We start from the raw sequence: 26413 nt of genomic DNA, 5'->3' as shown, positions 1-26413 counted from the left end.
AAGCAAAATTTCGGCGCAGTATCCCAAAATTTGCGAAGCGAAATTTAAATCACAAAATTACAACCAAAAACAAAATTCCTACAATAATGCGATAAATTCCAAACGGGATAAAGTCAAATTTGGCTACAAAGCTCAAAAATAGCTTGATTGCGATTAGCGCGACCACGAAGGCAACCGCGCCACCAAGCATAAAAATCCAAATATTTTGCGAATTTTGCGCGAAGGTGTCGAGGTTTTTGTAAGTATCATACAAAGTCGCCGCAAACATCGTAGGAATCGCAAGCAAAAAGCTAAACCTAGCGGCTAAATTTCGGCTAAGCCCACAAAGAAGCCCGGCGATAATGGTCGCTCCCGATCTAGAAGTGCCCGGCACCATAGCAAAACACTGCGAAAGCCCGATTATAAAGGCTTGTTTGTATGAAATTTCGCTGAAATGCTCACTTTCACTCACAGGCGGATTTTTCTTGCGAAGTAGCTCGACCACGATAAAAATCACGCCCCAAATGACAAGCATATACGCAGTCGTTGCAGGCGAAAATAGCGATTTTATCGTCTTATACATCAAAAAACCGATGATTGCTGTGGGGAAAAATCCGACCATAAGCTTCACCCAAAGCGAAAAATCCTGTTTAAGTCGCTCAAAAAACATAAAAACTACCGCTAAAATCGAGCCTAGCTGGATTACGACTTCAAAGCATTTTAGCGTATCGGTTTGCTCCAAGCCCAAAAAATGCGACGCCAAAATCATGTGTCCAGTCGAGCTTACGGGCAAAAATTCGGTCAGCCCCTCGACAACGCCTAAAATTATCGCACTAATTATATCCATTGATTATGCCTTGTAAATTTTTTATGTTTTGCGAAATGCTATTTGGTCTGTAAATCGCACTCACAAGCGCGATATAATCGGGATTTAACGCCAAAATTTGAGCTAAATTTTGCTCGCTAATCCCGCCAATTATCGCAACTGGGATTTCAAGCTCACGCTTTGCCATTTGCACGATTTCGTGCGGACAAAGCGGGGCCTCTTTTTTAGTAGAGCTTGCAAACATCGCCCCAAACGCAGCGTAACTCGCACCGCAGCTTTGGGCGATTTTAGCCCTTTTTATGTCGCTATAACATGTCACACCGATGATTGAGCCTGCGCCCAAAAATTCGCGCACATTTTTTATTTCGCCGTCGTCTTTGCCGATATGCACGCCGTGAGCGCGGAGTTTTTTCGCCAAAGCGACATTGTCATTGATGATTAGCTTCGCGCCGTAATCCTCGCAAAGCGAGATTAGCGAGGCGATGAGAGTTTCGTCTTGGCGCGGGAGTTTGGAGCGATACTGCACGAGTTTGACGCCACTATCTAAAATTTCACGCACCTGCGAAAAAACGCTAGAATTTGGCGTCAAAACATCATCGGTAAGGGCGTAAATTTCACTCATTGATTGACATTTCTATCGTTGGTTTTTCTTCTGCATTAATGATAGTTAAATTTTGACTAGCATTATTTTCTTCTTCATTTTTTACTTTTTTTGGCTCATCTTTAATCCCAAGAGCACATTTGGTGAGTTTTTCATATTTTTTTCCAAACAAACCGCGCTTGTTTTCCATAGCATACACACTAGCCTCTATTAGCGCTTCGCTATCATCATTTTTTAAGCTCGCAACACCTTGTCTTACAAGTTCTAAACTGAGATTTTTTTTATCTGTACTAAAATCGCAATATAATTTTTTAGCTGTTTGCTTGCGTATGGTTACGAAATATCTTACGCCCGGTTTAATAATATTTTCTATCATTTTTTTTTGATTTTTAATAAAATTTTTAATCTCTTGATTATTCGCTTTACATCTATTTAAGTCTTTCTCGTTTATTAAATAAATTTGATTTGGCGTGCAAACAAATCTGCGATCACCTTTTTTAAACAAAAAAAGATTTTCATCTTGAACATAAGCTAAAAATTTCGCATACATCACATCATTTCTCGCACATGCACTCGTAACCAAAAGCGATAAAAATATAAAAATCAGTTTTTTCATAAAAGCCCTTTAAATAGAAAAAAGCGCAAAATTTAAAAGGCTAAATTTTGCGCCAAATTTGGATTATTTTAGGTTGTATTTTTCTAAAAGTTTGTCGTATGAGCCATCTTTCTTCATCTCGTCGATTGCTTTGTTAAATTTCTCCACAAGCTCAGGATATTTGCCCTTATCGAAAGCAAAGGCAAATCCGTCGCTTCCGTCAGACTCTCTCATAAACTCCACGATATCGTCGTTTTTCTTCAAATACTCCACGCCCACAGATGAATCCACGCAAAGCGCATCGACTTTTTTGTTTTTTACTAGTAGCACGCCAGCAAACACGGTCTCGGCTGGATTGACATCTGCGCTAGGAATTTCGCGGATTGCGTTTTCTTGGATTGTGCCAAGTTGCGCTGTTAGGCGTTTGCCTTTAAGATCGTCTTTGGTTTTTAGGCTATCGTCGTCTTTGTGTTTGATATATAAATTTTCGACTTCATAGTATGAGTTTGTGAAATCCACAGCGTTTCTTCTCTCTGCTGTCGCGCTCATACCTGATCCTGCTAGATCGATTTTGCCGCTTTTTAGCGCTGGGATTAAGCCGTCAAAGCTCATATTTAAAATTTCGATTTTCAAATCGGCTCTTTTTGAAATTTCATTTACCAAATCAATATCAAATCCAGTGATAGTTGAGTTTTCATCTACGAACTCAAATGGCGGATATTCGGCGTTTGTGCCCATTACATAGACATCTTTTGCACAAGCAATTGAGCCAACCAAGCTAGCTGCCAACATAAATTTAAGAAATTTTTTCATTTCTGCTCCTTTTAATGGTTTAAAATTTTATTTAAAAAGTCTTTTAAGCGCGGATTTTGCGGATTTTCAAAAACATTTTTAGGCGTATCATCGACTAAAATATTTCCGCCGTCCATAAAAAATATTCTATTTGCCACATTGCGTGCAAAGCCCATTTCATGGGTTACGACAAGCATTGTAATACCCTCTTTGGCAACCTCTTTCATAAGAGCTAAAACCTCGCCTATCATCTCAGGATCTAGCGCGCTTGTCGGCTCGTCGAAAAGTATCACATCTGGGTTCATCGCTAGACTTCTAGCGATTGCGATGCGCTGTTTTTGACCGCCTGAGAGTTTGTGCGGGAAAGCCTCCGCCTTGCTTTCCAAACCCACTTTTCGCAAAAGCTCCATAGCCTTTTCTTTGGCTTTTTCTGGGGTATAAATTCCAGCTTTTACCGGGGCTAGGGTTAAATTTTGCAAAACATTTTTATTCGCAAAAAGGTTAAAATGCTGAAAAACCATGCTGACTTTTTGGCGAATTTTATTGATATCGGTTTTTTTATCAGTAATATCTGCGCCACCGATTTTGATACTGCCCTCGCTTGGGGTTTCGAGCAAATTTAAACATCTCAAAAATGTCGATTTTCCACTACCACTTGGTCCGATGATTGCGACAATATCGCCTTTATTTATGGTTTTTGAAATGTTTTTCAAAACACAAAGCTCGCCATAATTTTTGCTTAAATTTGAAATTTCAATCATGTCTATTTAGCCTTGATTCTAAAATTTTAACCAAAAGCGAGAAAAATTTCACACTCGCATAATAAATCACACCCGCGAAAAGTATCGGCTGAACCGTATATAGCGAGGCTTGCAGGCTTTTTGAATAAAATGTCAAATCCGTAATCGCCACAAGTCCCACAACCGAAGTTTCTTTAAAAAGGCTGATAAATTCGTTCGCCAAAGCCGGCAAGATATTTTTTATCGCTTGCGGGAAAACAATGACTTTCATCGCTGTCGAATACGACAGACCCATAGCGCGCGCAGCCTCCATTTGACCGCGATCGACGCTGTTTATTCCACTGCGGACGATCTCACAAACATAGGCTGAGCTGTTAAGACCTAGCGCTACGATTGCGGCGAAAATATTGTTTTGCCAAGTCGCAAAAACAACAAAAACAAAAATCATAAGCTGTATGATTATCGGCGTGCCACGGATGATATCGACATACTCGTCGATAATAAAATTTAAAATTTTATTATCCAAAAATTTCAAAAACGCCAAAATAAATCCCAAAACTATACCAAGCGCGATACCGCCACTTGTGAGTATCAGCGTAACGCCATAAGCATTTACAAGCGCCATTTTGCGCGCGTCTGTTAAGTTATCTGGATAGCAAAAATAAATTCCTGCGCAGATGATAATCAACGAAAAAACAATCTTTAAAATTCTCTCGTTCAATCCCCAGCCTTTAAATTAAAATTTAGCCTAAAAGCATACTAAAATTTTGATAAATTTCAAGTAAATTTTGATAAAATCGCACCTTTTAAGGAGTGGAAAATGAGTTATTGGATCTATGCCTCGATCGCTATGTATTTCCTAGCCCTCGTCATCATCGGCAGACACTACTACGACAAAAACGCAAGCCTGAGCGAATACCTCATCGACAATCGCAGATTAAACCCCTTTGTAACCGCACTTAGCGCGGGTGCTAGCGATATGAGCGGCTGGATGCTTCTAGGGCTTCCTGGGGCGTTTTTTGCTACTGGAATTAGCACGGTTTGGATTGCAATCGGGCTTTGTATCGGTGCATGGTGCGCGTATAAATTTCTCGCAAAAAGGCTTAGAATTTACACCGAAGTCGCAAGCGATAGCATTACAATCCCCGATTTTTTGGAAAATCGTTTTAAAGACAAAACAAAATCTCTTCGCATAATCTCTGGACTTTTGATTATCGTATTTTTCACGCTATATGTTTCTAGTGGAATCATCGCAGGCGGAAAGAGCTTTGAGACATTTTTCGGGCTAAATTTCGCTTACGGCGCAATTGCGACGATTTGTATCGTTGTGTTTTATACATTTTTTGGTGGATTTAAGGCTGTGGCGATAACAGACGCTTTCCAAGGCGCGTTAATGTTTATCGTGCTGATTATGATTCCAGCATTTTCGTTTAATGCTCTACAAATCCCCGATAGTTCGAGCTTTTGGGGCGAGGTATCAAAAATCAGCCCGTCGCATTTGGATCTGTTTGAGGGGCAAACTTTTCTTGGAATTTTGGGGCTTTTGTCATGGGGGTTTGGCTATTTTGGACAGCCTCATATCATCGTGCGATTTATGGCGATTAGAAATTCAGCCGAGATGAGTTCTGCGCGCAGAATTGGCATTTCGTGGATGGTTTTTGGACTGCTTGGGGCGATGGCTAGCGGACTAATCGGCCTAGTGTATTTTCACCAAAACTCCCTTTCTATCAGCGATCCAGAGAAAATTTTCCTAGAACTTGGCAAAATTTTCTTCCACCCATTTATCCTTGGCGTGATTATTTCAGCCGTGCTAGCTGCGATTATGAGCACGATTTCTAGCCAACTTTTGGTCAGTGCTAGCTCGGTTACGAAAGACTTCATTTTCGCATTTTATAAAAAAGAAGTCTCATCAGCCACGCAAACCCTAGTCTCCCGCCTCGCAGTCGTTTTCATCGCGGTGCTAGCTACGATTGCGGCGTTTTTGTGGGACGATAGCGTCTTAAATGTCGTCGGACACGCTTGGGCGGGCTTTGGAGCGAGTTTTGGTGCGGTGCTGCTTTTTAGCCTGTATTCAAAAAATATGAGCGCATTATCGGCGCTTTGCGGTATGATTGTAGGCGGTGTAACGGTCATAATCTGGATAATTGCTGATTTATCGGGCTATATTTATTCGCTACTGCCTGGATTTACATTTTCGATGATTGCCATAATGCTAGTCAATAAATACAACTCCGTGCTAGATAAAATGGCGGACGAGCCAAATTTAAACGAAATTTCAATCGAATTTGAAAAAATGAAAGCACGAAACGAAAGCGAGAAAAAATAATGTTAAATTTGAAAATGGCAAAAGATTTAATCTCGGGCGCAATTTCACAGCCAAATTTAATCGCGCATTGCGAAAATGTAATGGCCGCAATAGGGGCTATGGCGGAGCATTTCGGCGAGGATAAAGAATACTGGCAAGCAATCGGCTATCTGCACGATTTCGACTACGAAAAATTCCCAGACGAACACCTAGCGCACACAGCTGGGCCACTTTTGGACGCCGGCGTAGATGAAGCTAGCGTGCGGGCGATACTCAGCCACGGATACGGCATTTGCACTGATGTCGAGCCGATTTCAAATTTAGAAAAAAGCCTATTTTGCGTCGATGAGCTAACAGGCATAATCGATGCCTGCGCCAAAATGCGCCCAAACGGCTTTGCGGATTTAGGCGCTAGCAGTGTAATGAAAAAATTTAAAGATAAAAAATTCGCCGCCAAATGCGATAGAAGCGTGATTTTAAAGGGGTGCGAAATGCTTAGCATGGATATCAAAGAGGTCGTAGAAATCTGCATAAAAGGCATGAGAGAACTGCACCACGCTTGATACAGCAGTGAAATTTTAAATTTCTGCAAAACACTGCCCCGAAATTTTAAATTCATAGATTGGCACGAATTTTGCTCGCTATTGTCATTGCGAGAGCCGAAAGGCTCGAAGCAATCTACGAGTATAAAATTTAAAGCGTGTAAATTTGCTGTCATTGCGAGAAAACGAAGTTTTCGAAGCAATCCAGTGAAATTCAGATAAATTTCAATTCAAATTTCTAACACTCCCTAAATTTTACTGGATTGCTTCGTCGCTTTGCTCCTCGCAATGACACGGAATTCACATGCTCTAAATTTAAAGTCGTAGATTGCTTCGAATTTTTGCTTCGCAAAAATTCTCGCAATGACAAATTGGAAGTAAAATTTAAGTTGAAGTGTGCTGAAAATTTTACTGGATTGCTTCGCTTTGCTCGCAATGACAGATTATACAAAATTTACAAATTTCGGGGCAGTGTTTAAAGGTTGCGCTAGCGGATTATGCTAAATTTTAAAATTCTATCAAATTTCGCTTCAAAAGCCTGGCTAGATTTCGCCCAAGCCTCTCGTAGCCCCCAGCTTCTAGGTGGATTTCATCGGGTCGAATTAGCCCCATTTTGCGCCAGCCCTCCCAGCCTCCATCCTCGCTCATCGCCATATCAAAATCATAAAACATAAGCCCCATATCGCTGGCTAGGTGCCTTATCACGGCTGCTGCGCGAGAGGCGTTTGGCACTTTGGGGCTGCGAGGCGGAGCGAGTAGCAGGATTTTTGCCCTGCGCGAGCCTTTGCGAAGTGAGCGCACTAGCCCCCGCAGAGTCGCGTAAAATTTCGCCTCGTCAAAGTTGCTATCAAGGGCATCGTTTGTGCCATAAGCGATGATAAAAAGCTCGTAATCAAGTCGCGCTAAGTCCCTGATAAAGGCGTTTTTACCCCATTTTTGATACACGCTCGAATACGCGCCATTGCTAGCGCAACTATCGGCGAAACTACCATTTTTGCGGTAAATTTTATACCCGCCAAGCTCCGCACCCTCGCGCAAAGAGCGGATTTGCACTGGAAAAGCGAGCGTAAAGCGCGTGTATTCCCAAGAATTTCGCAAAAGATGATTTATGCGAAATTTCCGCCCATTAGCGTCGATAATCTCGAAAATTTCGCCATTTCCGCCCACTCTGTGAAGCACTTCGACCTCGAATTCGCCACTTAGCTTTTTAAGCTCAATTTGCAAGCTCGCCCCATTTCTCGCCCTTGCGATGACCCCGCATAGCGGGAAATCTGGGTCTGTATCCCTGCGCGATGAGATAATCTCAAAGCCCTCGTTTTTAAATCTCAGCGCCTCGCTAGCGTGAAATTTAGGCATTAGCGGGGCGATAAAGCCCACACTATCGTCGCTTCCGCCAAAAAATTCATCTCTAAATGCCTGTATTAGCGCGTCGCTTCCAAGGTGTGAATCGCCCAAAAACTTCACCCCAAAGCCCTGCGCTAGCGCGCCACTAATGCAGAGCAAAACCGCAAAAAGCACGCGAGCAAGGCTATTCAACGCTAATCCTTGCTAAGATTTTTTGGGTTATGATTTCACAGCCTTTTTTGCTGATGTGGATTCCGTCGTCTTGGCGAACGCGAATTTGATTTTTGCCGTTTTTGAGATAGACCTTGTATGCGCCATTTTCGCACACAAATGGGCTTGTAGGCATGTAAATTTCGCCGAATTCTTTATTCACGCTTTTATAGACTTTGTTAATCGCCTCGGTTTTTTGCTCAAATTTTGCTTCGTTCATGCACGGAAGCCCCAGCCACAGCACCTTTGCGCCGTATTTTTCGGCAGTATCGTAAATCTCCCTGACCCTGCTAGCGTAAAATTCGCTCCAAACCTCGCTCCCTACGCTTCGCACAGCTCCGTTAATCTTGCGCGGGTGAGTATCGTTCGCACCCAAAAACACCACCACTAGCCCGATATTTTCGTTATTTGCTAGATTTTCGGATAAAACCTGTTGCCAGTTGTGCCCCTTTTTATCGACTAGGCCAGTTGATTGCTTGCTAAGATCAAGCACTTTTAGCCCTGATTTTGGGAAAAATTTCTTAGCGCTCATACCCACATACTGCATTAGGCTATCGCCGATAAATAGCACGGTTTGACCGGCTTTAAGTGCTATTTTATCGCTAGATTTTTTCGCAACTTTTGGCGCGAGAGCAGGAGCTGTTTCGTTCGCCTCGCTAGGCTTTGGCACGCTTAAATTCGCGCTTTTATTATTATCAATTTTAGGTAGAGTTGTATCGGTTAGCTTAACTGCTTCGATTTTTTTGAGCTCACGCTCGATGATTGCGTCTTTATCGCTTGGAGCGATAATGGGCGCAGTGTTACTAGCGAGCGTGTAAGTGGCTGTTTGCGGAGAGAAGCTCGCAAATTTCGCCTTTAAATTTGGCGTGAAATTTTGGATTTTTTGGCTAATGTTTGATTGCAATTCGCCCCCAAATCTCAAAGGCGAATTCGCCAAATACTCTTCCAAACCAAAATTCGAGCCAAAGCGCGAATTCGCGTAATAAATCAATGAATTTTGCGCAAAAAAAGCCAAAATCAAAAACGCCACAACCAACGAAAACAAAAATTTAATCATCTAAAAACTCGCATAAATAAAATTTGGAATTCCACTTGGCATCAAAAGATAAATCGCGCAAAAAACCGCGCCCAAAACTATACCTTTTAACCAAAATGGCAATCTCTTTAAAAAGCCCTCAATTAGGCGGTTTGTAACCAAAAATTTAGGATAAATCAAAACAAAAATCAAAACAGCCAAAACTAGCAAAATTTCAAATTTGCTCTGATAAAGTGGAGATGAAATAAGAGCCGAGAAAATCGCGCCAATCTCGCTAAAATCAGTGTTTGCGAAAAACACCCACGCAAAACTGACATAGATAAATGTAATCAGCCTAGAAAAGTGTAAATTCAGCGGCTTTACTTTGCAGGCTCTAAGGCATTTTAACCACACGCACGCTAAGCCATGCAACGCCCCCCAAATGGCGAAATTTAGCCCCACTCCATGCCAAATTCCAGAGAGCAAAAACGCTAGCATTATATTAAAATTCATACGCCAAAACTTCCACGCACCGCGCACTTCGACAAATTCGATTATCTCTTTTTTGGCTTTTTTCTTTTTCTTTTTCTTTGCGCCGATTTTGAGCTTTACTGGCAGTTTTTTGCCCCAGCCACAATTCCCGCCAAGCGGGATATAAATGTAATCGCGGATAAAGGTAGAAAGGCTGATATGCCACCTATCCCAAAACTGATCGATATTTCGCGCAGTATATGGCATGTGAAAGTTGCGTGGCAAAGCAAATCCAAGTGCGAGTGCTAGGGCGCGCGCAATGTCGATAAATCCGCTAAAATTCGTATAAATCACAAAAGAATAAAGCAAAATCGCCAACACAATTTTTAGCGCGCTAACCTCGCTAAAATCGTAAATATTGCTAAAAATCTCACCCACAAACGGCGTGAGATGACCGCAAATGATAAGAACTTTAAAAGCGCCGATGATAAAAAGCGCGAGAATTTTATCGCCGTTTTTAAAGCTCTTTTTTTGGTTAAATTGTGGCAAAACTGGATAAATTTTAGTGTATCCTTTGGAGTTTTTATGCGCGACTGCCCTGCCTATGGGACCCATTACCACACTTGGGAAAAACGCCAGATAGCAAAGCAAACTCAAAAAATCCGCGCTATCGCAGTGCTTTTTACCCACAGCCACGAGATAGGTTATCGACATAAAAGTATAGTATGAAATGCCCAGTGGCAGGGCGATTGACTCGATTGGGGAGAGACCAAAAAAATTTGTAACAATGGCGAAAAATTCTCTAATATGGCTAAAATATTTAAAAAAACACAAAAAACAAATAGAGCCAAAAACTGCCGATAAAATGGCGGAATTGCTGGAATTTCGCCTCAAAAATTTCCCAGCAAAATAGACAAAGCACGAGTAAGCAAACAAAATCGCGCCAAATTTTGGGCTTACAGAGCAGACGAAGCCGTAACTTGCAGCCAAAATTAGGATTTTTTGGATAAAGACGCTGTCTTTTTGCGACCAATACAGGGCAAAAAACAGCGTAAAAAGCAAAATAAACTCGGGCGAAAAAAATGTCATTTTGATTGATTATGAAGCGCGCAGGGCTTTGCACCGCCCTGCTCGCGCCACATTACTCCTATCCTCTTACGATTTTCACAGCTTCTACCATATTTTTTAGGCTTGGCTTTACCTCTTCCCATTTGCGAGTTTTAAGCCCGCAATCAGGATTTATCCAAAGCTGACTTTTTGGCAAAACTTCCAAAAGCGCGTTAATTTGCGCTACCATTTCCTCTACGCTCGGCACTCTTGGGCTGTGTATATCATACACACCCGGACCTACTTCTTGTTTGTAGCCAACTGATTTAAAAATTTTAAGTAGCTCGTTGCCAGAACGCGCCGTTTCTATGCTGATGACATCGGCGTCCATTGCCTCAATCGTTTTGATAATATCGTTAAATTCAGAATAACACATGTGAGTGTGAATTTGCGTCTTAGCATCTGCGCTTGAAACAGCCAGTTTAAACGCGCCCACCGAGAAATTTTCGTATTGGCTGATATTTTCCCTGCGTAACGGATAGCCCTCTTTAAATGCTGCTTCATCGACTTGGATTATCTTAATCCCTGCAACTTGCAAGTCAGAAATTTCATCACTAATAGCAAGAGCTAGTTGCTTGACAACCTCGCTTCTAGGCTTATCATCACGCACAAATGACCAGTTCATAATGGTTACTGGACCAGTCAGCATACCCTTCATAATTTTGCTTGTTTTAGATTGTGCGTATTTTATCCACTCCACGGTCATCGCCTTTGGACGGCTAACATCGCCAAATAAAAGTGGCGGTTTTACACAGCGACTGCCGTAGCTTTGCACCCAGCCGTTTGCGCTAAATGCGTAGCCTTTGAGCTGTTCGCCAAAATACTCAACCATATCATTTCGCTCAGGCTCACCATGGACTAAAATATCAAGCCCAATCTCTTCTTGAAACGCCACACACTCATCGATATAGGCTTTTATATCTTTTTCATAGGCTTCCTTGCTAATTAGCCCTTTTTTGTAGGCGTTGCGAACTTGGCGAAGTTCGGTTGTTTGTGGGAAAGAGCCTATCGTCGTGGTCGGCAAATCGCCGTAAGCAAGGGCTTCGCGCTGAATTTTAATGCGGTCTTCAAATTTATCACTTCGCTCAAATTTGGTTAAATTTTTCACGCGATTTTGCACCGCTATATCGTGGATTAACGGCGAATTTAGGCGTGTTTTGGCAGATTTGCGATTTTCTTCATATTTTTTGATACCGCTATCGCAGATTGGAATTTTAAAGAAAAGGTGGGTTAAAATGCAGACTTCTTCGAGTTTTTCACACGCAAAACTTAGCCACGATTTAATCTCAGAGTTTAGTTTTTCTTCATATTTTAGCGTAAAAGGCACATGCAAAAGCGAGCACGAAGTTCCTATATAAAGGCGATCTTTGCTGACATATTGCGCGATGAATTCCAAAAATTCTAACTTTTTATCAATGTCGCTTTTCCATATATTTCGTCCGTCGATTACCCCAGCAAATAGCGTAGTTTTCGCATCTTTTAGGATTTCAAGCTCGGTTTTGATATTTTGCGCACTTGCATAGACAAAGTCTAACCCCACAGCCCAAATGTCTGTTTTAACGACTTCTTTCAAAGCTTCTGTGGCGTGCTCAAAATATGTCATAAATACGATTTTAATGTTTGAAGCGACCGAATTTAGCTTGTTATAAACAGGTGCGATTTTTCCAGTTAGCTCCACGCCCCTATCGGTTACGAAAATCGGCTCGTCGATTTGGACGACGACTTCGCTATCAAGGGCTGAAATCTTGCCTAGAAGCTTAGTGTATTGTTCTACTAGCTCATCAAGTTTGGCTAGCGGTTCGCTTCCGTCCGTGCTTTTTGAAAGTGCTAGATAGGTTATCGGTCCGATTAAATTTATCTTTAACGCGCAACTATCCTTAAAATCGTTATTTTTAGCTGCTTTGTATTCGTTTAGAATTTTGTCTGCATTTAGGCTAAATTTTGTGTTTTTGCTGATTTCAGGCACGATGTAGTGGTAGTTTGTGTTAAACCATTTTGTCATCTCCATTGCCACGGCGTCTTTGTTTCCACGCGCCATCGCAAAATACTGCTCTTCGCCACTCAAAGATGCAAATCTTTGGGGCACTGCGCCAAAAAGCACGCTATTATCAAGCATTAAATCATAAAATGAGAAATCATTTACGCTAATTAAGCCCGTCCAAGCATCAAGTTGATATTTTATATGACGATCTTTTAGCTCGTCTGTTACCTTATTTAATGCGCCCAGTTCGCACTTTCCTGCCCAAAAGCTTTCTAGCGCTTTTTTAAGTTCTCGTTGTTCGCCAATGCGCGGAAAACCTGTGATATAACTTTTCATTTTTATCCTTTTTGTTTTAAAATTTTATAAATTGTGTTGAGAAAAAGTCTGAATTTTGCGCCGCTAGCGCGGCATGAATATGCGTGAATAAATGATTAGCCCTAGAAAAATACCGATAATATCAAGTCGCCATGGGACAGTGCATTTATTGCTTCCTTTAAATTTCAAATTAATCTGAGCATTTTAGCCTTATTTTGCTTTGATATAGATAAAATTTGAAATTTTAATTTCCACAAACACTGCCCTGGAATTTTACTTTGCAATTGCACAGAAATGCGAAGCATTTCAGTTAAATAAAACCAGCTAAATTTAGAAAAACACAGTTTTTCTAAATTTAGCCACCTTAAAAGCGTCGTCGGGGGTTGGGGGATTGTAAGGGGGAAGGGGCGCGACCTCGCAATTCAAGCCCCCATTCCCCCTTACGAGAAAATCAAAATTTCGCCTAAAATTTAAAAAATCGTTCAAGGCTAAATTTGGGTTGAATTTTGAATTTAAATTTCTCTGGATTGCTTCGAAAACTTCGTTTTCTCGCAATGACAGCAAATTTATCGGTGGGAATTTTTTACTCGTAGATTGCCACGCAAGCAAGGCTTGCTCGCAATGACAATGGCTAGCGTTACAATTTTAAAATTTCACTCAATAAACCCGCTGGCTAGCACGCGGTCTTCTTCGTCGTAAAAAACCGCCAGCTGTCCCCCAGCTACGCCATTTGCTGGGTAGGACAGCACTCCATTAACCCCGCCACGCTCATTTAGCGCGATTTTTACAGGGATTTTCGTGCTTCGATATCTAAGTTTCACGCCCAAATTTGGCGCATTTAAAATTTCATCTACGCTCACAAATGCGTTTAAATTTCGCGTCGAAAACTCGTAAGTATCGAGCTCGTCGCGCCCGCCGACGATGATTTCGTTATTTTGCGCGTCGATTTTGAGCACGAAATGTGGCTCATGCGCGCCGTCTATGCGAAATCCGCGCCTTTTGCCGATTGTATAGTGCATATAGCCCTCGTGAGTGCCGATGATTTCGCCATTTGTGTTTTTCACCACGCCCGGGGTTTTGGTGTTTGTGTGGCGCTGTAAAATTTCGATATATGTTTTATCCACGAAGCAAATCTCGCTACTTTCGCTTTGCGAAGCGATTTCGATGAGCTCTGGATACGCGCTAGCCTTGGCTTTGACCTCGCTTTTAAGCATTTCGCCAAGCGGGAAAATCATAGATTTTAAGGCATTTGGATTAACATTTGCCAAAAAATAGCTTTGATCTTTGCTCTCATCGCGCGCCTTTTTTAAAAGTCCATTTTCCACTCGCACATAATGCCCAGTAGCTAGGCGTTCGCAGCCGTTTTGATGGGCAAATTCCAAAAGCTTGCCAAGTTTGATTGTGCGGTTACACAGCGCGCAGGGATTAGGTGTAAGGCCGTTTTGGTATGTGCGCACGAAGGGCTCATAAACCTCGCGCCTAAACTCATCTTGCAAATCCAAAATATGCGTTTTTATCCCCAAAAACTCCCCTACTTTGCGCACTTTTTCGATATTTTTCTCGTGATAGCCTGGCTTTTCGTGTAGCTTCATATAGCAGCCCTCGATCTCGTGCCCAGCGTCCTTTAAAAGCTTCGCGCTCATCGAGCTATCCACGCCCCCGCTTAGGGCGACCATGATTTTCAAATTTTCTCCTTTTTGATATGCTCTATTATCTCTTCTACGCTAGAACAGAGCCTAAATCCCGCCAAATCACCCTCATCAATCGTGCCCAAAGCTAACATTGAGCTTTTGAAAAACTCCACCAAAGGGGCGTAAAATTTGGCGTCGTATAGGTAAATTTGGGCTGTTTTAAAGCCTGTTTGTTTGAGGGTTAATACCTCAAACAGCTCGTCCATCGTCCCAAACCCGCCCGGGAAAATGACGAAAATTTCACTATTTGCGATGAGCGCGCCTTTTCTAGGGGCAAAGGTTTTAAAATGCACATCGTGAGTCAAAAACGCATTGCTTTTTTGCTCGAAAGGAAGCTTTATGTTAAAGCCCACGCTTGGGGCTTTTGCGCGAGCAAATGCGCCTTTGTTTGCCCCGCGCATTATCCCGCCTCCTCCGCCTGTGATGACCGCATATCCCATATCAGCGAGTGCCGCGCAGAGTTTTTCTGCGTCTTTGACATATTGATTGCTCGCATTTAGCCTCGCTGAGCCAAAAATCGTAACGCCTGGTTCTATGAAATTTAGGCTATTTTTCGCCGTTCTGATATCTTGTAAAATTTCTCGTATTTGCATTGTGTGATTAAAATTTAGATTAAATTACTAAGCTTTCCTAGAAAGCCACCGAAAGCACCGCGCTTTGGCAAAGCTTCAAGCCCAAGTGCCACCAGCGTCCTGCTTACGCTATCACGAAGCGCGATACTAGCCTTGCAAAACGGGCGCGAGATACTGAAAAGCTCCCTATTTTGGGCGTTTATAAAGACATATTTATCATAAGGCATGAAGCCAACTAGCCCAAATTTTACCTCGCCCAAATTCTTTTGCGCCACGGATTTTAGATTTTCGAATATCCCCACAGCCTCGTCCTCGCAAGAGGCGAAATTCATCAAAAACAAAATCTCTTTTTGTGGCAAATTTAGCGATTTCAAAAACGCGTAAGTGTTGCTAATAGCGCAGGGTTCGTTCGCGCACACCACAATCGGCTCGGTGTCAAATTCTACTAGTTTTTTCGCGTAATCTAGCGAAGCGTCGATCAAGATGAAATCAAACATATCCGCGCCAAGCGTTGCGCCCAAAAAGCTCTCTATCGCGCCATTTTCGCTCAAAAACACGCCGTCATTTGGCGCAATCAGCGTCAAATTTGGCAAAATTTTAAGCCCCTTGGCCTGAGAGTTTGCGAAAACAAAAATTTGGTTTTTGTCGATTTTAGCGTTTAAGATTATCTCTTGGTTGTTGAAATTTGGCACTTCTAGCACAGCCACAGCGTATCCTGCGTTAGCTAAAATTTGAGCGAAATTCGCCACAATCTGGCTCTTGCCAACTCCCCCTTTTGCGCTTAGAAATGTTAGAATTTTATTTTTCATACCAAACCTTTTTCAATCATACTTCCAAGTGGATAAATCACGCTTATGCGCTCCGCTGCGCCCATGTGCGGCACGATTAAGCGCTCGTTTCGCCTAACTTTCGCGCTAGAATACAAAATGTCAATGTCTAGCGTGCGCGGGGCGTTTTTGAAACTTCGTTTGCGCCCAAATTTAAGCTCGATTTTTTGCATAGTTTTTAGCATTAAATTCGGCGCGAGCGAGCTTTGCACGCACAGCGTAGCGTTTAAAAAATTGCTCTGCTCTAAAAACCCAAATGGCTTGTTTTCTAAAATTTGCGACGAAGCGCAAACGAAAAAATTCGGATTTTTTTGTAGCAGGTGATACACACGCTCGAACCTCGCCCTGCTGTCGCCGATGTTTCCGCCAAGCCCTAAAATATAGCAAAATTTAAAATTCTCTTTTTTTGAGAATTTGCGCGGGAAATTCCGGCTTTTTATGACCCTCACAGCTTCATTTAGCCTTAAAAATCCGTTTTTTTGCGCTAGAATTTGCATTATTCGCTCATAACCTCGCAACCATTTTTTGTCACGATTACGGTATCTTCGATCCTCACGCCAAACTCGCCTTGCAAATAAATCCCAGGCTCTATGCTAAAAATCATGCCTTCCTCTAAAATGGCCTTCGAGCGCGGGCTAATAATCGGTAATTCGTGGATATCCACGCCCACGCCATGCCCCGTAGAGTGCAAAAACTGCGCCCCAAAGCCCTCGCTTGCGATATAATCTCGCGCGATTTTATCTATTTCGCGCGCAGCGACACCGGGTTTTACGGCGTTTATGGCGCGTTTTTGGGCTTCTTTGACAATGCTGTAAATTTTATCTTTTTTAATGTCGCCAAAATTTTGATTTTTGCTAAAATTTATTCCCTCTTGTGCGCTAAATTTCGCCGTTCTTGTGCGATCTGAGCAGTAGTTTTTATACTTCACCCCAGCGTCCAATAAAAGCAAATCGCCGTCTTTTAAACGCTCATCGCTAGGCAGAGCGTGAGCCTTGGCGGCGTTTTGGTTAATCGCCACGATTGGCTCGAAGCTAAGAGCTAAATTTCCGCTATCTTTGAAAATCAAAGTCGCGTTATAAAATAGCTCTTTTTCGCTCATACCAAGCCCATTTTCGCTCACAAATTTGGCGAATTCATCAAATTTCTGCGCGCCGATTTTAGCCGCAGTGCGCAGTATTTCAAGCTCATTTTCGCTTTTTATCGTGCGACGAATTTGGCTAAAATTTGGCTTTGGGATAAAGTGCGTTTTTAAATTTTTACTTAGTGCGTTAAATGCGCCAAAACTAAAATCATTAGGATCAAAAATCACAGCCCTCACCTTATAAGAGCGCAAAATTTTACGCGCAGAAAGGGTTAAATCCGAGCTTTGCACGATTTGCGCATTTTTGGCTAACTCGCTAGCTTCGAGGCTGTATCTAGCGTCTGTGATAAAAAACCGCACGCCATTAAGGGCTAGAAATATGCAGTTATCGCACGCATATCCACACTCCCAAAATACGGCGTTAGTATCCCTTAAAATATAGTTCATCTGCTTTGATTACGCCTCTTTTTTCGCCTCTTTTGCAGCCTTGATTTGCTCGAAAATTTGAAGCATACCAATCATCGCTAAATGGTATCCCACAGGGCCAAAGCCGATGATTTGACCAGCTGTAACAGGGGCTATCATTGATTTTTCGCGGAATTCCTCTCTGCGGTTGATGTTTGAGATATGCACCTCAATCGTAGGCAACGCCACAGCCATAAGCGCGTCTCTCATAGCGATTGATGAGTGAGTGTAAGCGGCTGGGTTGATGATGATTCCATCGCATGTGCCGTAGCACTCTTGGATTTTATCGACTAGCTCGCCTTCAAAATTGCTTTGGAAAAACTCGATTTCTACGCCACTTTGCTCTGCTACGACTTGCATTTGTCTGTGGATATCTTCCATTTTCATACGGCCGTAAATTCCTGGCTCGCGTAGTCCTAGAAGGTTGATATTTGGTCCTTGGATTACCATAATTTTCATTTTTTGTCCTTTTTAAAAAAATTTAATCGCTCATTATAGCCAAATATTGCTTATTTTTGACTATCTTAAATTTTTACTAATTTATTGTAAAATATTTCATCACAAATCACAAGGATTAATTATGAAAATTTTAAAGGCGAAGTGGATTTTAACCTGCGATGAAAAATTTAAAATTCACCGCGATAAAGCCGTAGTTTTCGACGAAAAAATAGAAGAAATTTTAAAACCAAATGAAGCTAGGGAAAAATACCCCGAGGCTGAATTTATCGATTGTGGAAGCGATATCGCTATGCCAGCGTTTATCAACACACACACGCATTTAGAATTTAGCGCGAATCGCACGCACCTAATTTATGGCGATTTCGTAAAATGGGTCGCCTCTATCGTAAATGCCAGAGAAGAGCTCTCCAAACAGGCCTTAGAAACGATAATCGAAAAAGAAATTTTAACCATGATGAAATCAGGCGTGGCTACAATCGGAGAAATTTCTAGCTTTGGCACAGAGGCTCAAATTTGTGCCAAATCGCCTGCGCGCTTCGTGTTTTTCAACGAAATTTTAGGCGCGGATAAAAACACAATCGACGCAAATATAGATAAATTTAGCGAGCGCTTCACAAGGTCTGCTGAGCTTGTAAGCGATCTGTTTATCCCGGCAGTCTCCGTGCATGCGCCATACTCCACACACCCAGAAATCACGAAATTTGCCACTGATTTTGCCCGCGATAACGAGCTTTTGATGAGTTCGCATTTCATGGAGAGCAACCACGAGCGCGACTGGCTCAAACACGGCAAAGGCGCGTTTAAAGAGTGGCTTGGGGCGTTTTTGCCAAACCCAAAACCATTTTATTCGCCAAAAAGCTATATCGAGTATTTCAAGGGCGTGCGCACGCTCTTTACGCACTGCGTCTTTGCAGATCTCAAACTTTTTGATAAAAAACTCCACTCTATCACGCACTGCGCGGTCTCAAACCGCCTTTTAGGCAGAGATAGATTAAAGCTAACTAGCGTTATCAAAAACGGCTATTTATTTTCTATCGGCACAGACGGGCTAAGCTCGAATATCAGCCTAAATTTCCTCGACGAGCTTAGGGCAAATCTCTTTGTGCATGACGGATTGGAGCTTAGCAAGCTTGCGCGCGAACTTTTGCTAGGTGCGACAAACCGCGCGGCAAAATCGCTGGATCTAAATTTAGGCGAGCTAAGTAATGGCAAAATCGCAGATATCGCCGTATTTGAGGGATTTGAATGCGATGAGAGCCAGCTAGCATTACAGCTGATTTTACAGAGTAAAAACGCAAAATCACTATATATCAAAGGTAAAAAATGCAATTTCTAAAAAACCTTTTTACGCCCATTTTAGCGGTGCTTGGCTTTATAAATAAATATTTTAAATCAATGATATTTTTACTCATTGTGTTTTTGATTTTTAGCGGGGATAAGAGCGCGCAAAGTCCAAATGCAAATTTAGCCACGATAAATTTGACCGGCGCGATTATGGACGATAGCCAAATTTTAGAAAAAATCAAAGAAATCGAAAACAACGGCGCAATCAAGGGCGTTTTGCTCATCATTGATAGCCCAGGCGGAGCTCTAAGCCCAAGCGTAGAAATCTCACAAGCGATAAAAGCCCTAAACGCCAAAAAGCCAGTCGTAGCATACGCTAAGGGCACAATGGCGAGCGGAAGCTATCTTAGTGGTGTGTGGGCTAGTAAAATTTACGCAAACCCGGGCTCGTTTATCGGCTCAATCGGCGTGATTATGCAAGGGCTTGATGTTTCGAATTTAACCGAAAAAATCGGCATTAGCGAGCAGGTCGTAAAGGCTGGGGAATTTAAAGAAGCTGGAACCATGATGAGGCCGTGGAGCGAGGCTGAGAGAGAAAGTCTGCAAAGCCTAGTAAATCAAAGCTACGAGCTGTTTGCGCGCGAAGTGGCAAGTGCGAGAAAGCTTAAATTCGACGAGCGAGAAATTTGGGCGAACGCTAGGGTCTTTTTAAGCGCGCAGGCCAAAAAACTAGGCCTAATCGACGAGGTCGGCTCACTGCAAAGCGCCAAAACAGCGTGTGAAAAGCTAAGTGGCGTATCAAATCCAATCTGGCTAGAACCAAGCCCGTATGAAAAAATGCTAAATAAACTCGCCACGCAGGGCTCTGCGATGATTTATAATCTAGCTCACGCGCGTTTAATGGCGTTTTAAGGGCTTTTCGCGCATGCTAATAATTCGCAAGATAATTTTCGCGGTTTTGATTTTTATGGCTATCGTCACGACCGCGGTGTTTTCGATGTTTGTTTATAATGTCTTTTTCTCTGATGAGAAAAGCCCTAGCGAAATTTTATTTGAAAAAAAAGAAATCAAACGACTTTAAAGGAGAAAAAATGCCACTACTTGATAGTTTTTTAGTAGATCATACCAAGATGAAAGCCCCTGGCGTGCGACTCGCCAAAAAAATGACCACAAAGGGCGGAGATAAGATTTGCGTTTTTGATTTGCGATTTTGCAGGCCAAATTTAGAGATTATGAGCGAGCGCGCCACACACACGCTCGAACACCTTTTTGCGGGCTTTATGAGAGCGCATTTAAACAGCGCCGATGTCGAAATCATCGACATTTCGCCAATGGGGTGCAGGACTGGATTTTATATGAGTTTGATCGGCGAACCGCGCGAAGAGGAGATAATTCACGCATGGAAGAGCTCTATGCACGATGTGCTAGCGGTAAAATGCCAAAGCGACATACCAGAGCTGAATAAATTTCAGTGTGGCACCTGCGAAATGCACTCTTTGCAAGGCGCCAAGCAAATCGCACAAAATGTGCTAAACAAGGGCATTTGCGTCATCAAAAACGACGAAATCAAACTTGATTTATCTTTGGTGAAGTAAATTTCACTCGCAATGACAGTAAATTTACTTAATCTGTCATTGCAAGGATTTGCCTAGTAAAATTTTAAATTCCCATATCCTCTGCCATTTTTTTCACAGCTTTAAAATCCACCTTGCCACTGCCTAAAATCGGTATTTCACCCACTTTTTTTACCACGCTTGGCTGCATTATCGGAGCTAAATTTGCGCCCTTTATCATCTGCGAAATTTCATCTTCGCCAAATTCGGCACTGTATAGTAGCGCGATTTTCTCGCCCTTTTTCTCATCGGCCAAATTTACGCACGAAAAGCTAACCGCAGAGCCTAAAATTTCGCCTATCGCCCCCTCTACTGCGCCCAGACTTATCATCTCGCCACCGATTTTTGCGAAGCGCGAAAGGCGGTCTGTGATAAACAAAAACCCGTCATCGTCGCAGTATCCGATATCGCCGCTGTTATAATACCTCACGCCATCGATCTCCAATATCGCGCGCTCCGTGCGCTCTGGCTCGTCGTAGTAGCATTTCATCACCTGCGCCCCGCCGATTAGAATTAGCCCTGCTTCGCCGTTTCCAAGCTCGGCGAAATTCGCAGGATCGACGATTTTTATTATCGTGCCAGCTAGTGGCAAACCCACGCTTTTTTCGCGGTTGAAGGCAAGTTCTTTGAAAAAATCAGGCTCTAAAATATTTGGCGTATTTACACTCACCACAGGTGCAGTCTCAGTGGTGCCGTATCCCTCGTAGATATCCACGCCAAATTTGACCTTAAAGTCCTTTTTCACGCTCTCGCTCAGTTTTTCAGCACCTGCGATTGCAAGGCGCAAATTTCGAAGCATTAGCGGATTTAGGCGTTTGTTTTTGGCATAAAGTCTAAAAAATGTCGAGGTTCCAAACATGATCGACGCGCCGTATTTCGCGCTCATTTTGCCCACGCAAAACGCGTCTGTCGGGTCTGGGACATGTATGCTTAAAAGCCCGTCATTTAGCGGAAATAGCGTCGTAACGGTTAGCCCAAAGCAGTGAAAAATCGGCAAAGACGCCAAAAGCGCGTCTTCGCCCGTGGCATTTACGAGTTCGGAGATTTGGCGCACATTTGCCATTATGTTTTTGTGCGTGAGCACCACGCCTTTTGGGCGTCCCTCGCTTCCACTGCTAAATAAAATCGTAGCCTCATCGTCGATTGCGTGTGGCGCGATATACAAAACCTCGAATAAAAATTTCGGCATCAAAAGAGCCTTTATCGCCGTGCTTATGCGCTCTTTGCGCGTGATATCTGCACCGATATCCTCCAAATACACTAATCTCTCACCAAGGCTACTTTCTAGCTCAAATCCGCGCGATTTTAGCTTTTCGACAAATTTTTTCGAGCTGATTATGGTGCGCAAATTCGCCTTTGTAGCGCAATACACGAGATTTTCTTCGCTTAAAGTATAGTTGAGATTTACGCTGATTTTTCCCATGGCTAAAATCGTCAAATTTATCGCACTTGCAATCACGGAGCTAGGCAGGATTATGCCTATGTTTTTTTCATTTCCCACGCGCGGTGCTAGGCGCTTTTGAAACATTATTAGCGCGCTCATCATCGCTAAATTTGTAAATTTCACCCCTGTGCTATCGACCGCGATAGTTTTAAATGGCGAAATTTTCGCCTGATTTAGCCAGTTATACGCTAAGGGATCGAGCGAGCTAAGGTATTTTTCCCAGCTAAAAAACGATAGTTCGCGCACGGCCTTTTTGACCTCGTGCGCTTTGGCATTTATATCTAGTGGCGCACCAAAACTCACCCTCAAAGCGTGCGTGCCAAGCTTGGAGATTGTTTTTTTGTAATGTTCGCTAGCCCTTGAAAATGTCGAACCCCAAAGCCCACGGATATAAAACGGCACTATCACGGCATTTGCGCCCTTTGCAGCGTGCTCAAATCCAGCTTGAAACTCATCAATTCTGCCGTTGTAGCTAATATGCCCTTCTGGGAAAAGCCCCACCACTTCGCCAGCGTTTAAGGCTTCTTTTATCGCGCCAAGCGCACTTTTGCTGACCCCTGCGCCGATCGGAATTACACCAAAAATTTTCAAAAACCACTTCAAATACCACAGCTCATAATAGCTTCTATGCATTACAAAGCGCACAGCGCGCGGGCATGCAAGCTGCACGACCGCCCAATCAATCCAGCTAATGTGATTACCTAAAAGCAAAACTCCGCCACTTTGCGGGATATTTTCTAGCCCATCGACGCGGACTTTATATCCAAATTTCAAAAACGGCAAAAGCAAAATTCGCATGAAAAGGTGCGGCAGGTATCTGGCGCTAAAAATTCCACAGATTAGCACGCACAGCGCGCACATTACAAAGATTTCGCCACTATACACGGCAAAATTTACTAGAATTATTGCGATTATCAAAAACAGCACCATAAAGATATTTTGGATAAAATTTGACCCCGCTAGCACGCGCCCCATGCGCTCATCGCGGGTAAAAAACTGAATATTCGCGTTAAGTGGCACGATAAAAATTCCGCCGCTAAATCCGAAAAATAGCGACGCCAAAGATAGCGTAAAAGCCGAATTTGCGTTTGCCAAAATCATTAGCGCAAGTCCTAGCCCAAACGCGCCAAATGGCACGATTCCCAGCTCGATATGTTTTTTGCAGTAGCTTCCTGCAAATACCGCTCCCAGCGCGATTCCGATTGCGCTTAGTGCTAAAATGACTTGGATAATCATCACATTATCATTTCCACTAATGGCCTTGAAATGCGCCGGAAATGTCGCAATCACGAGCTGTGAAACAGCCCAAAACATCGAAAGCCCAAGCGTGCAGAGCAAGATATTTTTATCCGAGGTTACGAATTTTAAATTTTGCCTTAGATACTCGAATTTTGCGAATTTGCCAAATTCAAATTTCGCCTCAGGTTCGGCGGCGTCAAAATATGGAATTTTATAGGCAAAATACGCCTCCACCATAGAGCCAGCCACGAGCAAAAGCCCTATAAACCACACCGAGCGTAAAAGCTCGCCTGCGCCTGCGCCTTGCTTTGCGAAACTTTCGAAAATCACAGAAAACACAAGCGATGAGAGCAAAATCGCGATTATGGTTAGAGCCTGCACTGCGCCGTTTGCCGCGCCTAAATTTTTCGCTCCGACGATTTTTTTGATTAGTCCATATTTCGCGGGCGAGTATATCGCGCTTTGCGCAGCTAAAAGAATCGTCATAAAAAATGCGAAATAAAACCACCCGCAAATGTATCCAAGCGTGATTAGCGCGCACAGCCCCACGCCAAGCAGGGCGCAAGCGCGAGTGATTTTCGTGCGCGAGAATTTGTCGTTTAAAAAGCCAGAAGTGCTAAATAAAAAAATATATGGAAGCAAGATTAGCATATTTACAAGCGCGGTTAGGGCAATGAGCGTGTCGCCCGAAAAGCTCTTGACTAGGACATTTTGGATAGTGATTTTGTGCGCGAGATCTACGCTAGCGTTGATAAACATTATTATCATAAAGGGCAAAAATCCGCTGATTTTGAGTAAATTTTTCATAATTTTTCCTTGTTTTGGCGCGAATTTTAGCCTTTTAAATTTAACATAGAAAATTTAAGCCGAATTTGATAAAATGCGCCAAATTTTATCAAGGAAAATTATGCAAGTAATTATCACCGAGCGCGATGTGAGCGCACTTAACAAATTTATGCTTCTTCACAGCAAAAAAGCAAAAAAACAAAAAATCGTCAGCACCTATGCGATCGCTTTTGAGTTTTTGATTTTTGGTATCATCATCGACGGACTTTTCAAAACAGCCCCGATTGCAAGCATCGCTTCGCTAATCATGGGCGCGCTGTGGCTGGTGTTTTTCCCTAAATTTTATCGCAAAATGCTTCGCAAACATATCGCAAACGCCGAAAATATCGAGCCTTCGAGCGTGTTGATGAATTTTTTGTGGAGCGAGGCTGAGATTAGCTTTTCAAACGGTGAAGCCAGTGCTAGCGAGAAGTTCGCTACTAGCGATTTAAACCGCATAGCTAGGACGAGCGAAAACTATTTTTTGGGCTTTGAGCGTGGATTTCATATAGTTTTGCCTTGCACCGAGGATACTGCGCGCGAAGTGGAAAATTTGGCTAAATTTCGAAATTTAGCAATCGAAAACGTGGATTTAAATCAGAAAATTTGATTTTGCGTTCTTAGTGCTTCGCTTCCTTGCAATGGCAATAGCGAGCGAAATTTGTTTAATTTGTCATTGCGAGAATTTTGCGCTTAATCCGCCAAAAACGCCTAATTTGTCAAATTTTTAAAAAAATGCAAAATTCCCATAAATTCTTTAAATTTTACCGCTTTTTTCTGTAATTTAAGTTATAATTTCAGCTATTTATAAAATTTCAAAGGAGTTTGAGATGAAAGCATTAAACAAAAGCAGAGGAAGCATTGTCTTAGCCACTGTGCTTTTCGCTGTAAGCGCAGTCAGTATCGCAAATGCAGAGACCAAAATCAACGGAGCGAATTATTATAGTGCTGGTAATGGCAAATGGGTCGGAAATAATAATCCTAATGAATCAATTATTGAGATCACCAATGTTACTACAGGCGGAAACTATACAGATAGCGCTAAAGCTCCAATTTATGGCGGTTGGACAGATACTGGTGAGAATGTTCAAAATAACAAAATAATCGTAAATGGCGCAACATTTAAAGCAGCTAGTATGCAGTCTGGTTATAGTGATGGGCAGTCTTCTAATTCAAGATTAGTAGATAACAACTCTATCGAAATAACAAATTCAACTTTCAATGGTAGTATATGGGCGGCTAGAACCGATAGTAATTATGCAGGTAGTGCTAGCTACAATACTACATTAATAGAAAAAAGCACAATTACTCATAAGCAACTAAGAGGCGCTATATCGTATCCACGCAAAGGCAAAGCGGAGTATAACACTCTCTATGTCAAAGATAGCACAATGTTTAGCTCTAATGGTGAGTCATATGAAATAACAGGCGCAATTGTCCAAGAAGACAAGATTAGCGGAGTTCCGTCCTCGAAAGAGATAGCATTTGCTAATTATAATCAACTCATCTATGACGGAGTTACGACATTTGCTGATTCAAGCAAAAATTCTACTAGTAAATATTTATTTGGTGGTGTCGGAAAATTTGGCGAAGCGAACAATAACCGCATATATGTAAAAGATTTAAATAAAGACGCAGATGATAATGCGATAGCTACCAATATTTCAGCTGGTACTACTTGGAGACCAAATTCAGGTGGCGCAGAAGGAAACATAGCTGTCGCAGTGGGCGAGAGTAAAATCTCAAATATCTACGGCGGCGCGGTAGGATTGGGTGGCACCGAAGGAGTTGGCAAGTCAAATGGCGCAAATAGCAACTTGGTCATTTTAGATTTATTAGAGAATAAGGGAAAAGTCAAAGAAAATATATATGGCGGATATATATCCGATACGACTAGCGCGACCACGAAAAACAATGCTGTATTTTTCCTAAATGGAAATGTTTTGGGGGCTGTCATAGGTGGAAACGCAAAGGAAATAACAGGCAACACTCTAATCCTAGGCGACAGCACTAGCACTTGGGGCACACGAAAAGCAGGACAAATTTCAAATTTTGAAAATCTAAATTTCAATGTTTTACAAGAAGGTGAT

The 26413-nt window shown here is 42.5% G+C and carries 24 protein-coding genes; 7 read left to right on the top strand and 17 right to left on the bottom strand.

The window, feature by feature from the left end; genetic code table 11:
* Nucleotides 1-49: 49 nt before the first annotated feature.
* The 6 genes from OFO12_RS07495 to OFO12_RS07470 form a co-directional block, all read right to left on the bottom strand.
* A complete protein-coding gene (locus OFO12_RS07495; RefSeq protein WP_270870054.1) occupies nt 50-826 on the bottom strand; it encodes an undecaprenyl-diphosphate phosphatase in 777 nt (258 codons plus the stop codon).
* Nucleotides 813-1427, bottom strand: a complete 615-nt coding sequence (gene thiE / locus OFO12_RS07490; protein ID WP_270870053.1) for a thiamine phosphate synthase — start codon at nt 1425-1427, stop codon at nt 813-815. The genes OFO12_RS07495 and thiE overlap by 14 nt, the downstream gene beginning before the upstream one ends.
* Nucleotides 1420-2022 (bottom strand): hypothetical protein, encoded by a 603-nt coding sequence (locus OFO12_RS07485; protein WP_270870052.1) that lies wholly within the window; start codon nt 2020-2022, stop codon nt 1420-1422. Before OFO12_RS07485 ends, thiE begins: the two co-directional genes overlap by 8 nt.
* Nucleotides 2023-2085: 63 nt before the next feature.
* Nucleotides 2086-2814 carry a basic amino acid ABC transporter substrate-binding protein gene (locus OFO12_RS07480; RefSeq protein WP_270862778.1) on the bottom strand — a complete coding sequence of 243 codons (729 nt, stop codon included), beginning with the start codon at nt 2812-2814 and terminating at the stop codon, nt 2086-2088.
* A gap of 11 nt (nt 2815-2825) precedes the next feature.
* The gene (locus tag OFO12_RS07475) at nt 2826-3554 is read right to left on the bottom strand and encodes an amino acid ABC transporter ATP-binding protein (RefSeq protein ID WP_270870051.1); all 729 of its coding nucleotides are present in this window, start codon (nt 3552-3554) and stop codon (nt 2826-2828) included.
* The gene (locus tag OFO12_RS07470) at nt 3547-4254 is read right to left on the bottom strand and encodes an amino acid ABC transporter permease (RefSeq protein WP_270859767.1); all 708 of its coding nucleotides are present in this window, start codon (nt 4252-4254) and stop codon (nt 3547-3549) included. Before OFO12_RS07470 ends, OFO12_RS07475 begins: the two co-directional genes overlap by 8 nt.
* Nucleotides 4255-4353: 99 nt before the next feature.
* Here OFO12_RS07470 and putP point away from each other — a divergent pair, with 99 nt between their 5' ends.
* The gene (gene putP / locus OFO12_RS07465; protein WP_270870050.1) at nt 4354-5859 is read left to right on the top strand and encodes a sodium/proline symporter PutP; all 1506 of its coding nucleotides are present in this window, start codon (nt 4354-4356) and stop codon (nt 5857-5859) included.
* Entirely contained in the window at nt 5859-6401 is a 543-nt protein-coding gene (locus OFO12_RS07460; RefSeq protein WP_270870049.1) for an HD domain-containing protein, read from the top strand. The genes putP and OFO12_RS07460 overlap by 1 nt, the downstream gene beginning before the upstream one ends.
* 486 nt (nt 6402-6887) lie before the next feature.
* Here the strand turns inward: OFO12_RS07460 and OFO12_RS07455 are convergent, their stop codons facing one another.
* The 10 genes from OFO12_RS07455 to aroQ all read right to left on the bottom strand — a co-directional run bounded on the left by OFO12_RS07455 (nt 6888) and on the right by aroQ (nt 17918).
* Entirely contained in the window at nt 6888-7916 is a 1029-nt protein-coding gene (locus OFO12_RS07455) for a GDSL-type esterase/lipase family protein (protein ID WP_270870048.1), read from the bottom strand.
* The gene (locus OFO12_RS07450) at nt 7909-8991 is read right to left on the bottom strand and encodes an SGNH/GDSL hydrolase family protein (RefSeq protein WP_270870047.1); all 1083 of its coding nucleotides are present in this window, start codon (nt 8989-8991) and stop codon (nt 7909-7911) included. Before OFO12_RS07450 ends, OFO12_RS07455 begins: the two co-directional genes overlap by 8 nt.
* Nucleotides 8992-10509, bottom strand: a complete 1518-nt coding sequence (locus OFO12_RS07445; protein ID WP_270870046.1) for an MBOAT family O-acyltransferase — start codon at nt 10507-10509, stop codon at nt 8992-8994.
* Between the two features lie 58 nt (nt 10510-10567).
* Complete coding sequence (metE, locus tag OFO12_RS07440) at nt 10568-12844, bottom strand: 5-methyltetrahydropteroyltriglutamate--homocysteine S-methyltransferase (protein WP_270870045.1); 2277 nt, start codon at nt 12842-12844, stop codon at nt 10568-10570.
* A gap of 632 nt (nt 12845-13476) precedes the next feature.
* Nucleotides 13477-14508: a tRNA 2-thiouridine(34) synthase MnmA gene (gene mnmA / locus OFO12_RS07435; protein WP_270870044.1), complete on the bottom strand. Its 1032-nt coding sequence runs from the start codon at nt 14506-14508 to the stop codon at nt 13477-13479.
* Nucleotides 14505-15107, bottom strand: coding sequence for a TIGR00730 family Rossman fold protein (locus OFO12_RS07430; protein WP_270870043.1), 603 nt, complete (start codon nt 15105-15107; stop codon nt 14505-14507). The genes mnmA and OFO12_RS07430 overlap by 4 nt, the downstream gene beginning before the upstream one ends.
* Nucleotides 15108-15121: 14 nt before the next feature.
* Complete coding sequence (locus OFO12_RS07425) at nt 15122-15895, bottom strand: nucleotide-binding protein (protein ID WP_270870042.1); 774 nt, start codon at nt 15893-15895, stop codon at nt 15122-15124.
* Nucleotides 15892-16410, bottom strand: coding sequence for a 2-amino-4-hydroxy-6-hydroxymethyldihydropteridine diphosphokinase (gene folK / locus OFO12_RS07420; protein ID WP_270870041.1), 519 nt, complete (start codon nt 16408-16410; stop codon nt 15892-15894). The genes OFO12_RS07425 and folK overlap by 4 nt, the downstream gene beginning before the upstream one ends.
* Entirely contained in the window at nt 16410-17441 is a 1032-nt protein-coding gene (locus tag OFO12_RS07415; protein WP_270870040.1) for a M24 family metallopeptidase, read from the bottom strand. Before OFO12_RS07415 ends, folK begins: the two co-directional genes overlap by 1 nt.
* Before the next feature lie 9 nt (nt 17442-17450).
* Nucleotides 17451-17918 (bottom strand): type II 3-dehydroquinate dehydratase, encoded by a 468-nt coding sequence (gene aroQ / locus OFO12_RS07410; protein ID WP_270859780.1) that lies wholly within the window; start codon nt 17916-17918, stop codon nt 17451-17453.
* Between the two features lie 121 nt (nt 17919-18039).
* On the opposite strand from aroQ, the gene mqnF reads away from it, so the two are divergent.
* The 3 genes from mqnF to luxS all read left to right on the top strand — a co-directional run bounded on the left by mqnF (nt 18040) and on the right by luxS (nt 20797).
* Nucleotides 18040-19254 (top strand): aminofutalosine deaminase family hydrolase, encoded by a 1215-nt coding sequence (gene mqnF / locus OFO12_RS07405; protein WP_270870039.1) that lies wholly within the window; start codon nt 18040-18042, stop codon nt 19252-19254.
* Entirely contained in the window at nt 19242-20114 is an 873-nt protein-coding gene (gene sppA / locus OFO12_RS07400) for a signal peptide peptidase SppA (RefSeq protein ID WP_270870038.1), read from the top strand. Before mqnF ends, sppA begins: the two co-directional genes overlap by 13 nt.
* Before the next feature lie 179 nt (nt 20115-20293).
* Nucleotides 20294-20797, top strand: a complete 504-nt coding sequence (gene luxS / locus OFO12_RS07395; RefSeq protein WP_270870037.1) for an S-ribosylhomocysteine lyase — start codon at nt 20294-20296, stop codon at nt 20795-20797.
* 64 nt (nt 20798-20861) lie between these two features.
* Here luxS and OFO12_RS07390 read toward each other — a convergent pair whose 3' ends face one another.
* Nucleotides 20862-24305 carry an acyl-[ACP]--phospholipid O-acyltransferase gene (locus tag OFO12_RS07390; protein ID WP_270870036.1) on the bottom strand — a complete coding sequence of 1148 codons (3444 nt, stop codon included), beginning with the start codon at nt 24303-24305 and terminating at the stop codon, nt 20862-20864.
* 100 nt (nt 24306-24405) lie between these two features.
* Here OFO12_RS07390 and OFO12_RS07385 point away from each other — a divergent pair, with 100 nt between their 5' ends.
* Nucleotides 24406-24933, top strand: coding sequence for a hypothetical protein (locus OFO12_RS07385; protein WP_270870035.1), 528 nt, complete (start codon nt 24406-24408; stop codon nt 24931-24933).
* Nucleotides 24934-25459: 526 nt separating this feature from the next.
* Nucleotides 25460-26413: hypothetical protein (locus OFO12_RS07380; protein ID WP_270870034.1), on the top strand; the 954-nt coding region annotated here is incomplete at its 3' end.

The organism is Campylobacter sp. JMF_04 NA10 (assembly GCF_027737655.1).
Taxonomy (GTDB): Bacteria; Campylobacterota; Campylobacteria; order Campylobacterales; family Campylobacteraceae; genus Campylobacter_B.
This window is presented reverse-complemented; position numbering and strand designations above follow the sequence as displayed.

Bases quoted from the DNA above. Each gene is read 5' to 3' on its own strand.
- sppA (WP_270870038.1), top strand. From the start codon at position 19,242: ATGCAATTTCTAAAAAACCTTTTTACGCCCATTTTAGCGGTGCTTGGC.
- OFO12_RS07495 (WP_270870054.1), bottom strand. From the start codon at position 826: ATGGATATAATTAGTGCGATAATTTTAGGCGTTGTCGAGGGGCTGACC.
- mqnF (WP_270870039.1), top strand. From the start codon at position 18,040: ATGAAAATTTTAAAGGCGAAGTGGATTTTAACCTGCGATGAAAAATTT.
- OFO12_RS07430 (WP_270870043.1), bottom strand. From the start codon at position 15,107: ATGCAAATACGAGAAATTTTACAAGATATCAGAACGGCGAAAAATAGC.
- OFO12_RS07425 (WP_270870042.1), bottom strand. From the start codon at position 15,895: ATGAAAAATAAAATTCTAACATTTCTAAGCGCAAAAGGGGGAGTTGGC.
- OFO12_RS07415 (WP_270870040.1), bottom strand. From the start codon at position 17,441: ATGAACTATATTTTAAGGGATACTAACGCCGTATTTTGGGAGTGTGGA.
- thiE (WP_270870053.1), bottom strand. From the start codon at position 1,427: ATGAGTGAAATTTACGCCCTTACCGATGATGTTTTGACGCCAAATTCT.
- OFO12_RS07385 (WP_270870035.1), top strand. From the start codon at position 24,406: ATGCAAGTAATTATCACCGAGCGCGATGTGAGCGCACTTAACAAATTT.
- OFO12_RS07445 (WP_270870046.1), bottom strand. From the start codon at position 10,509: ATGACATTTTTTTCGCCCGAGTTTATTTTGCTTTTTACGCTGTTTTTT.
- OFO12_RS07485 (WP_270870052.1), bottom strand. From the start codon at position 2,022: ATGAAAAAACTGATTTTTATATTTTTATCGCTTTTGGTTACGAGTGCA.
- OFO12_RS07480 (WP_270862778.1), bottom strand. From the start codon at position 2,814: ATGAAAAAATTTCTTAAATTTATGTTGGCAGCTAGCTTGGTTGGCTCA.
- putP (WP_270870050.1), top strand. From the start codon at position 4,354: ATGAGTTATTGGATCTATGCCTCGATCGCTATGTATTTCCTAGCCCTC.
- OFO12_RS07475 (WP_270870051.1), bottom strand. From the start codon at position 3,554: ATGATTGAAATTTCAAATTTAAGCAAAAATTATGGCGAGCTTTGTGTT.
- aroQ (WP_270859780.1), bottom strand. From the start codon at position 17,918: ATGAAAATTATGGTAATCCAAGGACCAAATATCAACCTTCTAGGACTA.
- OFO12_RS07460 (WP_270870049.1), top strand. From the start codon at position 5,859: ATGTTAAATTTGAAAATGGCAAAAGATTTAATCTCGGGCGCAATTTCA.
- folK (WP_270870041.1), bottom strand. From the start codon at position 16,410: ATGCAAATTCTAGCGCAAAAAAACGGATTTTTAAGGCTAAATGAAGCT.
- metE (WP_270870045.1), bottom strand. From the start codon at position 12,844: ATGAAAAGTTATATCACAGGTTTTCCGCGCATTGGCGAACAACGAGAA.
- luxS (WP_270870037.1), top strand. From the start codon at position 20,294: ATGCCACTACTTGATAGTTTTTTAGTAGATCATACCAAGATGAAAGCC.
- OFO12_RS07450 (WP_270870047.1), bottom strand. From the start codon at position 8,991: ATGATTAAATTTTTGTTTTCGTTGGTTGTGGCGTTTTTGATTTTGGCT.
- OFO12_RS07390 (WP_270870036.1), bottom strand. From the start codon at position 24,305: ATGAAAAATTTACTCAAAATCAGCGGATTTTTGCCCTTTATGATAATA.